This is a genomic window from Kibdelosporangium banguiense, from assembly GCF_017876405.1.
In the GTDB taxonomy this organism is placed as follows: domain Bacteria; phylum Actinomycetota; class Actinomycetes; order Mycobacteriales; family Pseudonocardiaceae; genus Kibdelosporangium; species Kibdelosporangium banguiense.
Map to the genome: position 1 here is coordinate 1,784,661 of NZ_JAGINW010000001.1, position 15,095 is coordinate 1,799,755.

The 15,095-nt window shown below is 66.9% G+C and carries 14 protein-coding genes; 8 read left to right on the forward strand and 6 right to left on the reverse strand.

Annotated features, from left to right (window positions below; translation table 11 throughout):
- Window positions 1–57 precede the first annotated feature (57 nt).
- Window positions 58–1,158, reverse strand: a complete 1,101-nt coding sequence (locus JOF56_RS08430) for an ABC transporter ATP-binding protein (RefSeq protein ID WP_209636126.1) — start codon at window positions 1,156–1,158, stop codon at window positions 58–60.
- 267 nt (window positions 1,159–1,425) lie between these two features.
- Here JOF56_RS08430 and JOF56_RS08435 point away from each other — a divergent pair, with 267 nt between their 5' ends.
- The gene (locus JOF56_RS08435) at window positions 1,426–2,526 is read left to right on the forward strand and encodes a LacI family DNA-binding transcriptional regulator (protein WP_209636128.1); all 1,101 of its coding nucleotides are present in this window, start codon (window positions 1,426–1,428) and stop codon (window positions 2,524–2,526) included.
- Here JOF56_RS08435 and JOF56_RS08440 read toward each other — a convergent pair.
- Window positions 2,523–3,197, reverse strand: coding sequence for a hypothetical protein (locus JOF56_RS08440; RefSeq protein WP_209636130.1), 675 nt, complete (start codon window positions 3,195–3,197; stop codon window positions 2,523–2,525). The two genes, JOF56_RS08435 and JOF56_RS08440, sit on opposite strands and share 4 nt — an antisense overlap.
- 130 nt (window positions 3,198–3,327) lie before the next feature.
- On the opposite strand from JOF56_RS08440, the gene JOF56_RS08445 reads away from it, so the two are divergent.
- Both JOF56_RS08445 and JOF56_RS08450 read left to right on the forward strand, forming a co-directional pair.
- Complete coding sequence (locus JOF56_RS08445; protein ID WP_209636132.1) at window positions 3,328–3,819, forward strand: beta-class carbonic anhydrase; 492 nt, start codon at window positions 3,328–3,330, stop codon at window positions 3,817–3,819.
- 15 nt (window positions 3,820–3,834) lie between these two features.
- On the forward strand, window positions 3,835–4,701 hold the full coding sequence (locus JOF56_RS08450) for an HhH-GPD family protein (protein ID WP_209636134.1): 867 nt from the start codon (window positions 3,835–3,837) through the stop codon (window positions 4,699–4,701).
- On the opposite strand, the gene JOF56_RS08455 is transcribed toward JOF56_RS08450, so the two are convergent.
- The gene (locus tag JOF56_RS08455; RefSeq protein ID WP_209636136.1) at window positions 4,698–6,146 is read right to left on the reverse strand and encodes a M1 family metallopeptidase; all 1,449 of its coding nucleotides are present in this window, start codon (window positions 6,144–6,146) and stop codon (window positions 4,698–4,700) included. The two genes, JOF56_RS08450 and JOF56_RS08455, sit on opposite strands and share 4 nt — an antisense overlap.
- A 40-nt stretch (window positions 6,147–6,186) precedes the next feature.
- Between JOF56_RS08455 and JOF56_RS08460 the strand changes: the two genes are divergently transcribed.
- The gene (locus tag JOF56_RS08460; RefSeq protein WP_209636138.1) at window positions 6,187–6,930 is read left to right on the forward strand and encodes an alpha/beta fold hydrolase; all 744 of its coding nucleotides are present in this window, start codon (window positions 6,187–6,189) and stop codon (window positions 6,928–6,930) included.
- Here JOF56_RS08460 and JOF56_RS08465 read toward each other — a convergent pair.
- Window positions 6,914–7,543, reverse strand: a complete 630-nt coding sequence (locus tag JOF56_RS08465; RefSeq protein WP_307854982.1) for a 2'-5' RNA ligase family protein — start codon at window positions 7,541–7,543, stop codon at window positions 6,914–6,916. The two genes, JOF56_RS08460 and JOF56_RS08465, sit on opposite strands and share 17 nt — an antisense overlap.
- A 184-nt stretch (window positions 7,544–7,727) precedes the next feature.
- Here JOF56_RS08465 and JOF56_RS08470 point away from each other — a divergent pair, with 184 nt between their 5' ends.
- Both JOF56_RS08470 and JOF56_RS08475 read left to right on the forward strand, forming a co-directional pair.
- Window positions 7,728–8,036 (forward strand): antibiotic biosynthesis monooxygenase family protein, encoded by a 309-nt coding sequence (locus tag JOF56_RS08470; RefSeq protein ID WP_209636140.1) that lies wholly within the window; start codon window positions 7,728–7,730, stop codon window positions 8,034–8,036.
- A gap of 149 nt (window positions 8,037–8,185) precedes the next feature.
- Window positions 8,186–9,004, forward strand: coding sequence for an SIR2 family NAD-dependent protein deacylase (locus tag JOF56_RS08475; RefSeq protein ID WP_209636142.1), 819 nt, complete (start codon window positions 8,186–8,188; stop codon window positions 9,002–9,004).
- On the opposite strand, the gene JOF56_RS08480 is transcribed toward JOF56_RS08475, so the two are convergent.
- A complete protein-coding gene (locus tag JOF56_RS08480; RefSeq protein ID WP_307854983.1) occupies window positions 8,991–9,968 on the reverse strand; it encodes an endonuclease/exonuclease/phosphatase family protein in 978 nt (325 codons plus the stop codon). The two genes, JOF56_RS08475 and JOF56_RS08480, sit on opposite strands and share 14 nt — an antisense overlap.
- Before the next feature lie 103 nt (window positions 9,969–10,071).
- Here JOF56_RS08480 and JOF56_RS08485 point away from each other — a divergent pair, with 103 nt between their 5' ends.
- Window positions 10,072–11,019: an ATP-binding cassette domain-containing protein gene (locus tag JOF56_RS08485; RefSeq protein ID WP_209636146.1), complete on the forward strand. Its 948-nt coding sequence runs from the start codon at window positions 10,072–10,074 to the stop codon at window positions 11,017–11,019.
- The gene (locus tag JOF56_RS08490; protein WP_209636147.1) at window positions 11,016–11,813 is read left to right on the forward strand and encodes an ABC transporter permease; all 798 of its coding nucleotides are present in this window, start codon (window positions 11,016–11,018) and stop codon (window positions 11,811–11,813) included. The genes JOF56_RS08485 and JOF56_RS08490 overlap by 4 nt, the downstream gene beginning before the upstream one ends.
- Here the strand turns inward: JOF56_RS08490 and JOF56_RS08495 are convergent.
- Entirely contained in the window at window positions 11,810–15,004 is a 3,195-nt protein-coding gene (locus JOF56_RS08495) for an AfsR/SARP family transcriptional regulator (protein ID WP_209636148.1), read from the reverse strand. The two genes, JOF56_RS08490 and JOF56_RS08495, sit on opposite strands and share 4 nt — an antisense overlap.
- Window positions 15,005–15,095: the final 91 nt, after the last annotated feature.

Genomic DNA, 15,095 nt, shown 5'->3' on the forward strand with positions numbered 1-15,095 from the left:
CCCCCGCCTCGGCTGAGACGGGGGTCGCTCACATGTGTTGGGTTGTGTCCCCAAAAATCAGTCGGTGAGGCGCTCACCGGTTTCGGGGTGGAACAGGTGCACCTCGCTGGCGTCCCGCACCGCGATCTTGACGTTCTGGCCCAGCTGCGGCGGCGTGCGGCCGTCGACACGGACCACGAACCGCTCGGAGCCTTCACCGATCTTGACCGCACCGTGCACCAGCGCGTCCGCGCCGAGCTCCTCGACGAGTTCGACGGTCATGTCGATGCCGTCCTCCTCGAGGCTGGCCAGCCGCAGCGACTCCGGGCGGATGCCGAAGGTCACCGTGGACAGGCCGGCACCCTTGGCCGCGGTCAGCGCGTCGCGCTGCAGCGGCACGATGATGCCGTCGAGCTTGGCGCCCTCGGCGGCCAGCGGAACCGTCTTGAGGTTCATCGCGGGCGAGCCGATGAATCCGGCCACGAACGCGTTGGCCGGCTTGTCGTAGAGCGCGCGGGGGGTGTCGCACTGCTGCAGGAGGCCGTCCTTCAGCACCGCGACCCGGTGACCCATCGTCATGGCCTCGACCTGGTCGTGCGTGACGTAGATCGTGGTCGTGCCGAGCCGCTGCTGCAGCGCGGCGATGTTCGCGCGGGTCTCCACGCGCAGTTTCGCGTCCAGGTTGGACAGCGGCTCGTCCATCAGGAACACGCTGGGCTCACGCACGATGGCGCGGCCCATGGCGACACGCTGCCGCTGGCCACCGGAGAGGGCCTTGGGCTTGCGGTCGAGGTACTTGCTCAGGTCGAGCATGGCGGCCGCCTCGGCGACCTTTTCCTTGATCTGTGCCTTGGGGGTGCCACGCAGCTTCAGCGCGAAGCCCATGTTCTCGGCGACCGTCATGTGCGGGTAGAGCGCGTAGGACTGGAACACCATCGCGATGTCCCGGCCCTTCGGCGGCACGTTGGTGACGTCCTTGCTGCCGATCTGGATCGTCCCTTCGTCGACGTCCTCCAGACCGGCGAGCATCCGCAGTGCCGTCGACTTGCCCGACCCCGACGGTCCGACCAGAACCAGGAACTCGCCGTCGGCGACATCCAGGTCAAGCTGGTCCACCGCGCGCACCGGCGGGCTGCCGGCGAACACCCTGGAGGCACTGACGTACGAGACCTCGGCCATCTGTTGTCCCTTCGGTTACTGCTGTGTTCTCGCTCACCGTAGCTGTTGTTCGCCAAAACGTCAGCCATCAGCGCGTATCGAAGTGGTGTAGACCAAAGTAACCGGTTACCCACAGCATGCGGAGGTTTCTGGCCGTTTTACCAGTCGGCCAAGATGGTCTAGACCAACACGGGGAATTTCGCCGGCTGGACCTGCGGTGACAAATACGTGATCTAGTCACCCGGCGGCAGACTTCTGCAATTGGTTCTGAACCGTTACCGTCACCGCATGGCGCGGTCAATACATGTCCGGCGACCAGCGACACTTGCCTCGCTGGCGGCGGAACTGGGGGTCTCGAGAACCACGGTCTCCAATGCGTACAACCGGCCTGACCAGCTGTCACCCGAGCTTCGCCGACGAGTGCTGGAGACCGCAAGGCGATTGGGCTATCCGGGCCCTGACCCAGTCGCCCGTTCGCTGCGTACGCGTAAAGCCGGAGCTGTCGGCCTGCTGCTCACCGAGAACCTCTCGTACGCCTTCCGCGACCCGGCCGCCCTCGGCTTTCTCGAAGGCCTGGCGCTGGCGTGCGAAGGCGCCGGGCAGGGCCTGCACCTCGTGCCGGTCAACCCCGAGCGTGAAGACGTCGCAGCCGTGCACCGGGCCGGTGTGGACGGCTTCGTCGTCTACTCCGTGCCTGACGACGACCCGCATCTCGCAGCCGTGCTGTCGCGGCCCGTGCCCACAGTCGTGGCCGACCAGCCGCAGATCGACGGCGTCGACCGGGTCGGCATCGACGACGGCTCAGCGATCACCGAGCTCGCCAAGCGGCTGATCAGCCTCGGGCACCGCCGGATCGGCGTGGTCTGCATGCGGCTCTCCCGCGACCGCAACGACGGCTTCGCGACCGTGGAACGCCAGCAGAGCGCGCATTTCCACGTCCAGCGCACCCGGCTGGGCGGCCTGGCCTCGGCGTTCGAGACCGTCGGCGTGGACTGGGCAGGCGTGCCGGTCGTGGAAAGGTTCGACCACAGCAGCGCGATGGGCGCCTCGGCCGCGGCCCAGCTGCTCGACGCGGATCCGCAGATCACCGCGCTGATCTGCACGTCGGACATCCTCGCGCTGGGCGCGCTCAACGAAGCCAAGCGCCGCGGCCTGCGCGTGCCGCAGGACCTCACGGTCACCGGGTTCGACGGCATCGCCGAGGCCGAGCGCGTCGGCCTGACCACAGTTCGCCAGCCGGTGCTGGAGAAGGGGAAGGCCGCGGGCCGGCTCCTGCTCAGCCCGTCGGAGCGGACCCGGCCGCGCAGCATCACCCTGGAAACCGAATTCATGCCCGGCACAACGTCCGCCCCGCCGCGGACGACCGAGGAACGCTGGTTCGGGCCCTAAATCAGGACGATGGACACGGGCGCGCTCACCAGTGCGCCCAGTTTCCCTATCACTGAATATGTGCCCGCCGGCACAGTCGTGCGTTTTGCCGGGCAGCCCGGTGCCGCGGTCCGGCCGGCCCATTTCACCTCGAACTGCTGCCGTTCGCCCGCCTGCATTATCCGCAGATCAGGCAATTTCGAGGCGTAGCAGTCGTTGCTGGACCAGATTCTCGTCGCGCCGTCCGCGCTGGTCACCACGACCTCGCGCAACGCGCGGCTGATGTCCCGGGTGCACGCCACCGGGCCGGCGTTGACCACCACGAGTCTGAGCACCGGCCGCTGGCCGACCTTGTACTGCGGCGCGCCCAGCTCGACGGTGACCTGCATGGCCTGGTCAGGGCAGGGCAGATCGGGGTCCGGCGGGGGCGGCGGAGGGGGTGGTGGCGAAGAGGTCTCGGAACTCGGTGAGGCCGGCGCTGTCGTCGAGCTCGAGGACGAGCCCGGCGGTGGCGGGGGTGGCGGGCTGGACGGCGGCTGTGACTCTCTGGCTCCCGAATTCGTGTCCTGTACCTGCGCTGTCCCGTCGCCGAAGAATCCTCCGGCAGCCCAGCCGAACACCACCAGCGCGACCACCACGCCGCCGATGGCGACCATGCGCCGGCGCCAGTAGATAGACGCCTGCTCATTCATGCATGAAAAGTAACCGCGCAATTACCCAAGGCGACGGATCTTACCTTCACCCGATCGGGTTGTGTCGCAGTTGGTGATGTCCATCTATCCGCAATTGCCCTGCGGCCGCCGAGCGGGTTCCATCAATGCCATGAGCGCCATCGACGAGCTGTTGCGACGCAACTCCGACCTGACCGAGCACATGCTCGGCGACCGGTCCACACCGCAGCCATCGATGCATATCGCGCTGCTGACCTGCATGGACGCCCGGATCCGGGTGTTCGCGGTCTTCGGACTGGCCCAGGGTGAGGCGCACGTGCTGCGTAACGCCGGCGGCGTGGTCACCGACGACGTGATCCGGTCGCTCGCGTTGAGCCAGCGCAAACTGGGCACCCGCGAGGTGATGATCGTCCAGCACACCAACTGCGGCCTGCAGCAGGTCACCGAGGACGGCTTCAAGGACGAGCTGGAAGAGGCCAGCGGGCTACGGCCGACCTGGTCGGTCGAGGCCTTCCGGGAGGTCAAGGACAGCGTCCGGCGCTCGATGGCCCGCGTCCGGCACGCCATCTACCTGCCGTACACCGACCAGGTGCGCGGCTTCGTGTACGACGTGCACACCGGGGAGCTCACCGAGGTCGTCTGAGAGAATGCATCCACCATGGATGCGGTTCTTATTGACTGGTATTCGAAGAACAAGCGCGACCTGCCCTGGCGGCAGCCGGACACCACGGCGTGGGGTGTGCTGGTCAGCGAGATCATGCTGCAGCAGACGCCGGTCTCCCGGGTCGAGCCGATCTGGCTGGAGTGGATGGCGCGCTGGCCGGTGCCGTCCAAGCTCGCCGAGGTCTCCCAGGGTGAGGTCGTGCGTGCCTGGGGCAAGCTCGGCTACCCGCGTCGTGCGCTTCGTCTGCACAGCGCAGCAGCCGTGATCGCGGCGGAACACGGCGACGTCGTTCCGTCCGATGTGGACACTCTGCTGGCGCTGCCGGGCATTGGCGCGTACACCGCGCGTGCGGTCGCTGCCTTCGCTTACGGCAAACGGGTTCCGGTCGTTGACACGAACGTCCGCCGGGTTGTCGCCCGTGCGGTCCATGGCGCCGGTGATGCCGGTCCAGCGTCCAACACCCGTGACATGGCAGACGTCGAAGCGTTGTTACCAGCCGAGGACGCACCCGCAGCGACGATGTCCATCGCGCTGATGGAACTCGGCGCGTTGATCTGCACCGCCCGTGCCCCACGCTGCGTCGACTGTCCGCTGTTGACAGACTGCGCCTGGCAGAAGGCCGGCCGTCCCGAGTACACCGGGCCGCTCAAGCCGGTGCAACGCTTCGCCGGGACGGACCGTCAGGTTCGCGGCCTGCTGCTGGACGTGTTGCGCGACACCGATGGGCCGGTCGAACGTGCCCGGCTGGACATGGTGTGGGCGGACGCGCCGCAGCGCGACCGGTGCCTGGACTCACTGCTGGTGGACGGTTTGATGGAGCAGACCTCAGCCGGGTTGTTCGCATTGCCCGGCGAGCACTAGGGACGCAGCTTACCCGGGTAAAGGTACTGGTCAGCAGGCTTCTGATCGCTGTGGAACCAGGCGTCGTAGAAACCGCGCAGGTCCTGGCCGGCGATCTTCTGCACGAACTCCTCGAACTGCTTCCAGGTGGCGTTGCTGTCCTTGTGCGTGGCCGGCCATTCCTTGAGCACACGGTTGAACGCGTCCTCACCGATCTGCCTGCGCAATGCGTGGATCGCGAGTACGCCCTTGTCGTAGACGCCGTTGAACTCGTTGCCGGAACCCATCCCGTGCAGTTTGTTGCCCCAGAACGAATCCCGGTTCTTGCCCCGGTCGACGCCGGTGCGATAGCGCTGGTCGAGGTTCTCCTTCTCCTTGGCCTCAGCCCACAACCACTGGGCGTACGACGCGAAGCACTCGTTGAGGCAGATGTCGGCCCAGGAGTCCACGCTCACCGAGTCGCCGAACCACTGGTGGGCGTTCTCGTGCACGACCGTGTCGAACTGGGTCCACTTGGCGTAGATCGGCCGGCCCTGGGTCTCCAGGGAGAAGCCGATCTCCTCGTTGAGGTAGATGCCGCCGGCCGCGCTCTGCGGGTAGGGCCCGAACTTCGAGCTCAGGAAGTCCAGGATCTCCGGCAGCCGGGCCTCCATCTGCTTCTTGTCCTGCGCGCCCGGCGCGTACGCGCTCACCACCGGGATGCCGCCGGCCCAGGTCGAGCGCTCGATCGTCCACTTGTCGATGCCGATCGTGGTCAGGTAGGTGGCCAGCCGGGTCGTCTCGGCCCAGTGGAACGTGGTCCAGCCACCGGCTTCGGAGCTCGGTTCCTCCCGGCCGTTGGAGATCACCGTCCAGCCGTTGGGCACACGCGCGGCCAGCCGGAACGTCGCCTTGTCCCGCGGGTGGTCGTTGGCGGGAAACCAGAACGTCGCCGAATGCGGCTCGCCCGCGACAAAAGCGCCGCCGGACTTTGTCTGCTGCCAGCCGTTCACACCCAGCTGCCCGTCCTCGGCCTTGATCGGCGTGCCGTTGTAGCGGACCCGTGTGCGGAACTGTTTGCCCTTGGTGAGCGGGGCCTTGATCACCAGCTCGTGCTCGCCGGCCCGGGAGAACTGCGCGGGGGCGTTGTCGACCTCGACACTCGTGACGTCCAGACCGGTCAGGTCGAGGTTGAACTGGCTGAGATCGGCCGTCGCGGTCGCGGTGACCGTGGTGTCGCCGTCCAGCTTCTTGGTGCCGGGGTCGTAGCTGATCGATACGTTGTAGTTCGTGACGTCGTAGCCGCCGTTGCCGTCCGTCGGGTAGTACGGATCGCCCAGGCCGTCCGAACCGGCTCCGGCAAGGTTCGTCGTGGGTTGTTGCGTCGGGCTGCTGCTGGGAACAGGCGGCGCGGGCGCGGAACCGGAACAGCCCGCGACAAGACACGCCACGACGAGGGCCGTGACGGAGCGGCGCGAGTAGTCCATGTGGTCCAACCTAACGAACATGCTGTGAGAGGGACGTCGAATGCACCACGTGGTGGAGTTCGGAGGCGAAGGCCAGGGCATTCTCCTACTGCACGGCCTGATGGGCCGCGCGAGCACATGGTGGCCGGTCGCGCAGTGGCTGACAAGCTACGGCCGGGTCGTCGGCATCGATGCCCGCGCGCACGGACGTAACCCGGTGCAGACGGGTCAGACCGCCGATTTCGTCGCCGACGCTGCCGCTGTGGCCCGTGACCTGGGAAACCCGATCGTCATCGGGCACTCGATGGGCGGACTGCACGCGTGGGCCCTCGCCGCGACCCACCCCGAACTGGTCAAAGCCGTGGTCATCGAGGACATGGCGCCCGACCAGCGTGGCCGGACCGCGGACAAGTGGCGGATGTACTTCGACTCGTGGCCAGTGCCTTTCCAGTCCCTGGCGCACGTGCGGCAGTTTTTCGGCTCGACCGGCGACTACTTCGTCGAGTGCTTCGAAGAACGTGCGGACGGCTACCACCTGATCGCGGATCTCGAGCGGCTCTACCCGATCGCCAACGAGTGGGGCGTCACCGACTACTGGCCGCTCGTGGAAAAAGTCCAGTGCCCCATGCTCGTGATCGAGGCCGAGCACAGCGCGATGCCACCCGGCCAGATGAGCCAGATGCCGCTGCGAGCGCCCGGCGGCGGCAAACACATCGTCGCCCCAGGCGCCGGACACGTCGTGCACCTGGACACACCCGACTTCTACCGAGGAGCCGTGGAGGCGTTCCTCAGCGGGCTTCTTTGATGACCTCGACCTCGGCGGTCAGCGTGTCGATGACCGCGACCTGCTGAACCCGGGCCTCGATCCGGCTGACCGGATGAAGCGCCGCGAAGCCCTCGATCATCTGATGATGCTCGACGCCCTGCGTGAGCGTGCAATGCGGAACCCAGGAACCCGGCATCCAGTACGCACTCGGCGAAGTCACCTTCCCCGCAAGGACATCATGGATCGCGGAGTGCACAGCAAGCAGTTCGGAATCCACAACCGCCCCCAGCATGAGGACATTCTCGGTGCTGGGAAACGTGCCCAGGTTCGACAGCCACAGGTTGGGGATCGAGAGGGTGCGCAACTCGTCCTTGAGGGCATCCCGGGTCTTTCGCGGAATCGTCTTGGCTGCGGCAAAAGTCACATGCGGCCTGGCAAACTTACCCAGACCAGGCACTCCCGCCTGGTCAAGCCGCCGCCACAGCGCCCGCACCGCGCGATCAGCCTTGTCATCGAAGAAGACAGCAACCGCGTGAGCCATGCCGGACATTGTCCTCACCCCGCACCCACGCAGCTTTGCCGCACCGCTCACACCCACTCTGATCAGGCGAAACATCAAAACTGTCAGACCCTTCCGGTAACGTGAAATCAAGGGTTCCCCTTGGCGGATTCCTCATGCGGCGGAGTGCGGGCTGTGTGTGGGCGGGAGTGTGTGAGGGCTTTGGATTCGTGGCCTGGGGGCGGGTCAGAGGGGTCGCGGGCGAGGTGCAGGTACGCGACTTAAGCCACAAAAGTCGTGCGGGCGGGGTGGGGTGCGCGATCAGTAGGCTGGGCTCATGGCGGTTGTGAAGATCAATGCGATCGAGGTGCCCGAGGGTGCTGGGGCCGAGTTGGAGAAGCGGTTCGCGGCGCGGGCCAGCACCATCAAGGACTCCCCCGGGTTTCTCGGCTTCGAGCTGCTGCGCCCGGTCAGTGGTGAGGCCCGGTACTTCGTGGTGACGCACTGGGAGAGCGACGAGCACTTCCAGGCGTGGGCCCAGGGTCCGTCGCGGCAGGCGCACGCCGGCTCGCAGGGCCAGAAGCCGGTCGCCACCGGCGCCACCCTGCTGGAGTTCGAGGTCGTCGAAATGATCTCCCCCGAGTAGATGCATGACAGTGTTCGATGGCCTCGCTCCGCTCGGCGAGCTCGGTCGCCAAAGCCGGTCATTTCCACCTCGCCCCACGCAACCGGCTTCTTCGCTCGGGGCGGTCGCCGCTGTGGCTGGGGCGATGCCGGGCGTGTTGCAAGGCGTAAATGACCAGCGCGACCGAGCTGGATCGCGCCGCGGATCTGATCAGGAACGCGAGCGCTTTGCTGGTGTGCGCCGGGGCCGGGATGGGCGTGGACTCGGGTCTACCGGATTTCCGTGGGACTGAAGGCTTCTGGCGTGCGTACCCGCCATACGCGCGCCTGGGCCTCGCCTTCGAGGAGCTCGCCGATCCGGTGCACTTCGGCGATGACCCAACGCTGGCCTGGGGTTTCTACGGTCATCGGCTCCGGTTGTACCGCAGGACCCAGCCACACCACGGTTTTCACATCATCCGGGGCTGGAACAAGCCGACCAGGGTGTTCACGTCCAATGTGGACGGGGCGTTCCAGAAGGCCGGTTTCCCGGCGGAGCATGTCGCCGAGGTGCATGGCTCGATCCATCACATGCAGTGTTTCAACCGTTGCGGGGAGCCGGTCTGGGCCGCGGGCGAGGACGTCGAGATCGACGAGGAGACCATGCGGGCGGTCGGCGAACTGCCGAGCTGTCCTGGCTGCGGTGGCCTGGCCAGGCCTAACATCCTGATGTTCGGTGATTACGACTGGCAGGGCGAACGCAGTGAGGCGATCCTGCGGAATGTCGCGAAATGGCGGACCCAGCAGGACAACTTGGCCGTGATCGAGCTTGGGGCCGGCAACGCGATCCCGACTGTGCGGCGGATGTCCGAGCTGGCCTCGGCCCGGAGCGGTGCGCTGATCCGGGTCAACCCGCGCGAACCCGAGATCCGGCACGGCCGCGGGGTCGCGCTCGCCCTCGGATCACTGGCCGCACTGTCCGAATTGGACACGCGGATCAGGGCAGGTTGACCTGGGTCAGCACCGCCCGGTGATCGCTGCCGGGCAGGTCGAACACCTGGTAGTCGACCACCTCTGACCGGGCGTCGACCAGGACGTGGTCGATGGCCACCGGCGGCGGCCAGATCCCGGCGGGCCAGGTGGGTGTCATGCCGGCGCCGCGCCGCTCGGCCGCGTCGGCGTAGCCACGGCTGATCACGTCCCGCAGGTCGGGGTGGTCGAGCGTCGCGTTGAAGTCGCCGACCAGCATCCGCGGCCGTTCCTTGAAGTCCGCCGACGGCAGTTCCGCCAGCTCCGACCGCCACGTGGCCGTCCACTGCGGCTCCACGCCTGGCGCGGTGTGCACGACCATCAACTCGGGGTCGACCACGCCGGGCAGGTCGATGATCGCGCTGGGCTGGGCGAATGTCGCCGGGTCGGCGATCTGCGTCTGCCGCAGCGGATACTTCGAGGCCAGGCCGGAGCCGGACGCGCCGGGTTCCGCCTCGAACAGCCGGTACGGCAGCACCCGGTCGATCCCGGCCCGATCCAGGTCCTGCACCATCGCCGGGCTCAGTTCCTGCAGGCTGAGGACTTCCACGTTGTACTTCTGAACCATGCTGACGAGCGCCGACGCGTCGGCCCGGCCGACGTACAGGTTCGCCGTCATCACGGTCAGGACGGGTCCGTACGCCTTCGCCTGGTCGTTGGTGACGATCCTCGGGACCACGGCGGCGCTCGTGATCATCGCGATCGACAGCACGATCCCGCCGAAGATCCAGCGCCGCATCAGCAGTCCGATCACACCCAGCGCCAGCCCGACCACGCCGATGTACGGCGTCAGCGCCATCGTGGCGATGATGAACCGGTTGCCGGTCACGCCTAGCAGGCGTAACGCCGCGAACGCGAGAAAGACAACGCTCGGCACGACCCACAAGACAACGACCCAGGTCTTCACCCGAGGTCTTGGTCGCACCCGTTCGGTGGTCGCTGTCACGACACCAGCTTGCCCGAAACGCGCTGACAGCGTTCTGTGCGCGGCCAGACAGCGCTCCCCTGCAGTGTGAGACGCGGAACGAACATGAGGGGAGGGACTACACATGGCCTACGCAATCGAGGCCGAGGGCCTGGTGAAGCGCTTCGGTGACACGACCGCGCTGGACGGGGTCGACCTGACCGTGCCCGCCGGCAAGATCCTCGGCGTACTCGGCCCGAACGGGGCGGGCAAGACCACCGCGGTGCGCATCCTGGCGACTCTGTTGCGCCCGGACGCGGGCAGTGCACGCGTCGGCGGCTACGACGTCGTCAAACAGCCTGTCGCGGTCCGTCAGCAGATCGGCCTGACCGGCCAGTACGCGTCGGTGGACGAGGACCTGTCCGGCCGCCAGAACCTGGTGCTGATCGGCAGGCTGCTGGAGATACCGAAGGCGAGCGCCCGCAAGAAAGCGGGTGAACTGCTGGACCGGTTCGAGCTCAGCGACGCGGCCGACCGCGCGGTGCGGACGTACTCCGGCGGCATGCGGCGACGGCTGGACCTGGCCGCGAGCCTGGTGGGCCAGCCGCAGGTGCTGTACCTGGACGAGCCCACGACCGGACTGGACCCGCACAGCCGCAACGAGGTCTGGCACATCGTCCGCAGGCTCGTCGACGACGGCGTGACCGTGCTGCTGACCACCCAGTACCTGGAGGAAGCCGATCAACTGGCCGACCTGATCGCGGTGATCGACCACGGCCGGGTGGTCGCCGACGGCAAACCCGACGAGCTGAAACGCAAGATCGGCGGCCAGACACTGCAGGTGCGGCCGTCGCACTGGAAGGACATGGACATCGTCGAGCGGATACTGATCGACCTGACCGGCGCGAAACCGGCACGCGACAACGACACCGGGCAGCTCAACACCCCGGTCGACGACCCGGTCCTGCTGTCCACCCTGGTCCGGCGACTGGACGAAGCCGGGATCACCGCCGACGAACTCGCCCTGCGGCTCCCCAGCCTCGACGAGGTCTTCCTGGCAATCACCCGCAGGAAAGAAGGAGCCCAACCATGACGACCCTGACTGTGCGGTCTTCGATTGGACCCGTGCAAGCGCTTGGCCACAGTCTGACTCTGGCTGGGCGCAATGCCCGCAAGATCTTCCAGAATCCTGAGCAGCTGATCGACGTCACGCTCCAGCCGCTGATCATGATGTTGCTGTTCACCTATGTGTTCGGCGGCGCGCTCGGCGGCGACCGGGACGCCTACCTGCAGATGCTGCTGCCAGGCGTGATGGTGCAGACCACGTTGTTCGCCAGCCTCGCCACCGGGATGTCGCTGTGCACCGACATCAGCAAAGGCGTGTTCGACCGGTTCCGCAGCATGCCGATCGGGCGGTCGGCGCCGCTGGTCGGCGCGGTGCTGGCCGACGTGGTCCGATTCACCATCGCGATCGTCATCATGCTGGGATTCGGCTATCTGATGGGATTCCGGATCCAGACCAGTGTGTTCGCGGCCCTGCTGGACATCGTGCTGATGATCGGGTTCGGCCTGTCGCTGTGCTGGGTCTCGGTGTGGGTCGGCATGCTGGTCAAGAACCCGCAGGCGGTGCCGGGCGCGATGATCGCGTTCATCCTGCCGCTCGGCTTCGCCAGCAACATCTTCGTGCCGAGCGAGACCATGCCAGGCTGGCTGAAGGCGTTCACGGACATCAACCCGGTGACGTTCCTGACCGACGTCAACCGGGCCCTGCTGACCGGTGGCCCGGTCGGCAGCCACCTGCTGGGCGCTTTGGCCTGGATGGCCGGATTCGTCCTGGTCTTCTATCCGCTGGCGATGCGCGCCTACAAACGCAGGATGGGCGGCTAGCCAGTAGAGGGCGCCTCCGGATCAGGGGGTGCGGAGGCGCTCTCCCTCAACAACGCACGAGCCTCGTCCATCGGCATTTTCCTGGCCGCGGCAAGGACTTCGAGCTCGGCTGGGCCGAAAAGGTCAATGACAGCACGAACATCAGGCGAGCCCATATCCTGCGCGCCGCCGATCACCGCGCTCGCACCGAGCAGCCGCGCGGCCAGCGTGAGATCACCGGCCGCGGCAGCGATCACAGCGAGCGCTTCGGCCACGTCCGCGGTGCTCTGTGTGTCGTACAGGTAAGCCATGGTCTGCTTGCTGACGCCGTTCAACGCTGCCAACGCGACCTGCCTGGCACGCTCCAGATCACCTTCGGCAGTCAGCGTGAACACCTCGACGGTGGCGACCCAGTGCAGCATCGGGTCTTCCGAGCTTTCCGGCCGGGCGGCCAGCACCGCGTGTGCGGCCGCGATCTGCTCACGTGCGCCGGCCAGATCACCGCCGGCCTTGAGGACACCTGCAAGCCGGCAGCGGATGGCGACCGAGATCGCCTGCTGGCCTTGTCGCAGGGCGCCCGCCAACGCCGACTCCTGCTGCTGCCTGGCGCGCTCCAGATCGCCGATCCGGTAGTACTGATCGCCCAGCCGACTCATGGTCATCGTCGGTTCCGCCAGCGGGCCGAGCTCGGCTTCCACCCGCCACGCCTCGGTGTGCAGTTCGATCGCGGCGGTGATGTCGCCGTGCATGGAGCGAATTCCGGCGAGCCCGTTCAACGCCATCATCAGACCCCACCGGTCGCCGAGCCGGCGGTATCGGCGAATCAGGCCCGCGAACCACCGCTCAGCCGTGTCCATCGCGCCGTTGTTCTCCGCCGCCAGGGCACCGATGAGCGCCGATGTCGCCCGCGCCCACGGATCGGAACACCGCAGCGAACGCCGGAACGCCTCGTGCGCCTTGTCCAGGTTTCCCATCATCACGTAGGCCATCGGTTCGATCAAAGCCCGCCCTGTCAGCAGCTCGTCGCCCAGATCCGCACAGATCTCGGCGATCCGCTGGAACTGACTCACCACCGGCTCGTCGATACCGATGCTCAACGCCAGCGCCCGGACCATCAGCAGCGGGCCGGGCGGCGCCTCGGATTCCAGCTCCAGCATGCGCTCGACCGGCATCAGCTGCTCCGACAATGACTCGCCGAAGATTCCTTGGCGCAACAGCCAGTACCAAACCCATCCGGCGACAATCCGGTAGGACGTGTCCGCGTCCCCCTTGTCGACCGCGACCCGCACTGCCGCAACGATGTTGTCGCGCTCGGCATCCACGACCGCGAGGCACTTCAACTGCTCATGGCCGCGCAGCCCCGAGTCCATCTCCTCGACCAGTGTCAGGTAGTACGCGGCCAGCTTCGCCCGGACCGCGTCCGCGTCAGTCAGGCGTTCACCCGCGAACGCCCGGACTGTCTGCAGCATCCGGTAACGCGGCGGGCCATCGGCTCCCTCCTGTGCCTCCACAAAGGACTTTTCCACAAGGGAGGCAAGGACGTAGAGAACGTCGTTCGGCGAAAGGTCGTCGCCAGTACATACCGCTGTGATCGCGTCCAGTGTGGCGGCGCCGGCGAAGACCGAGAGACGAGTCGCCAGGATCCGTTCGAAGTCCGTGAGCAGGCCCCAGCTCCACTCCACCACCGCACCCAAAGTCTGGTGCCGTGGCAGGGAAGTACGGCTGCCGCCACTGAGCAGGCGGAACCTGTCGTCAAGCCGTTCGGCGACCTGGCTGACGGTCATCGACCGGAGTCTGGCCGCGGCCAGCTCAAGGGCCAACGGCAGACCGTCGAGCTGGTGGCAGATCGACACGACGTCATGGAAGTTGCTTGTGTCCACTGTGAACCCAGGCCGCACGGACGCGGCTCGGTCCACCAACAGCCGGACTGCTGCGTGCGTTATGGCTTGTTCTGGCGAGGTGTGCTCGTCCGGCAGTTCCAACGGACCGACCTGGAGCAGAGTTTCTCCAGTGATGGCAAGGGATTCCCGGCTCGTGGCCAGAATCCTCAGCCGCGGGCACCCGGCCAGCAACGTGTCCGCGAGGTGCGCGGCAGCGGAGATGACGTGCTCACAGTTGTCCAGGATCACGAGATCTGCCCGGTTTGCCAAGGCATCCAGCAGCCGCTTGGTCACATCCGGGTGGCGGTGCGGCCACACATGAGCCGCCTCCGGGATGGGCGAATCACCAATCCCCAACGCAGCGGCGAGCGCGACCGGAACATCGACAGCTTCCCTAAGCCCAGCAAGGGGAACAAACCAGACACGGCCGGGCATTCTGGTCGCGGCCTCGGTCGCCAGCCTTGTTTTCCCAGCGCCGCCCGGTCCTATCAGCGTCACCAGCCGATCCGCCATCAGCAGCCCGCTCAGCTCGGAGAGTTCCCTTTGACGGCCTACGAAACTGGTCAGCTGGGCGGGAAGTCTCGTGCCGCCGCCAGGCACTTCGGCCGATTTGGCGCGCAGAACGGTGAGGTGGACTTCCTGGAGTTCCGGTCCTGGATCCACGCCCAGTTCACCGGCCAGATTCTGGCGGGCTGTCTCGTACGCGGCGAGGGCGTCGGCTTGTCTTCCAGCGTGATGCAGAGCCCGGATCAGCAAGGCTGCCAGGCGCTCTCGGAGCGGATGCTCTCTGGTGAGGGCATAGAGCTCGACGATGACGCCCGATTCGTGGCCCCGGCTGATGTCGGCTTCGATCCGGTCTTCGATGGCAGTCAGGCGAAGTTCGGCCAAGCGGGCTACTGCCGGTGCGGCGAAGGGGGCTTCGGCCACGTCCACCAATGCCGGGCCTCGCCACAGGCCGAGCGCTTCTCTGAGTACCTCGGCCGCTTCGGTGGTCTGGCCGGCTTTGAGCAGGCGGCTTCCCTCAGCTGCCAGGCGTTCGAAGGTGTGGGCATCGACATCCGTGACCGCCAGGGAGTAACCCACTGCGTGGGACTCCAGGAGTTTCGCGATTCCGGCTCGGCGGAGCCTGGAAACCAGTGTCTGCAACGCGTTTGTCGCGTCCGACGGCGGCTGCTCACCCCAGAGGCTGTTGATCAGCGACTCGCTCGGGACGACCCGGCCTGCTTCCAGCGCCAGCCGGACCAGCAACATGCGCAGCCTCGGGCCGCCGACCTCGATCTCCCGGTCAGCCCCATCCCGCAAGGACAGCGGGCCCAGCACCGCTACTCGCACCCCACCAGCTTAGGGATCTCGCCGCTGTGGACCTGGGTTTGGTCTCGGCCAAAAAAGGGCGGCCCCACTTGAAGTGGGGCCGCCCTTTGGT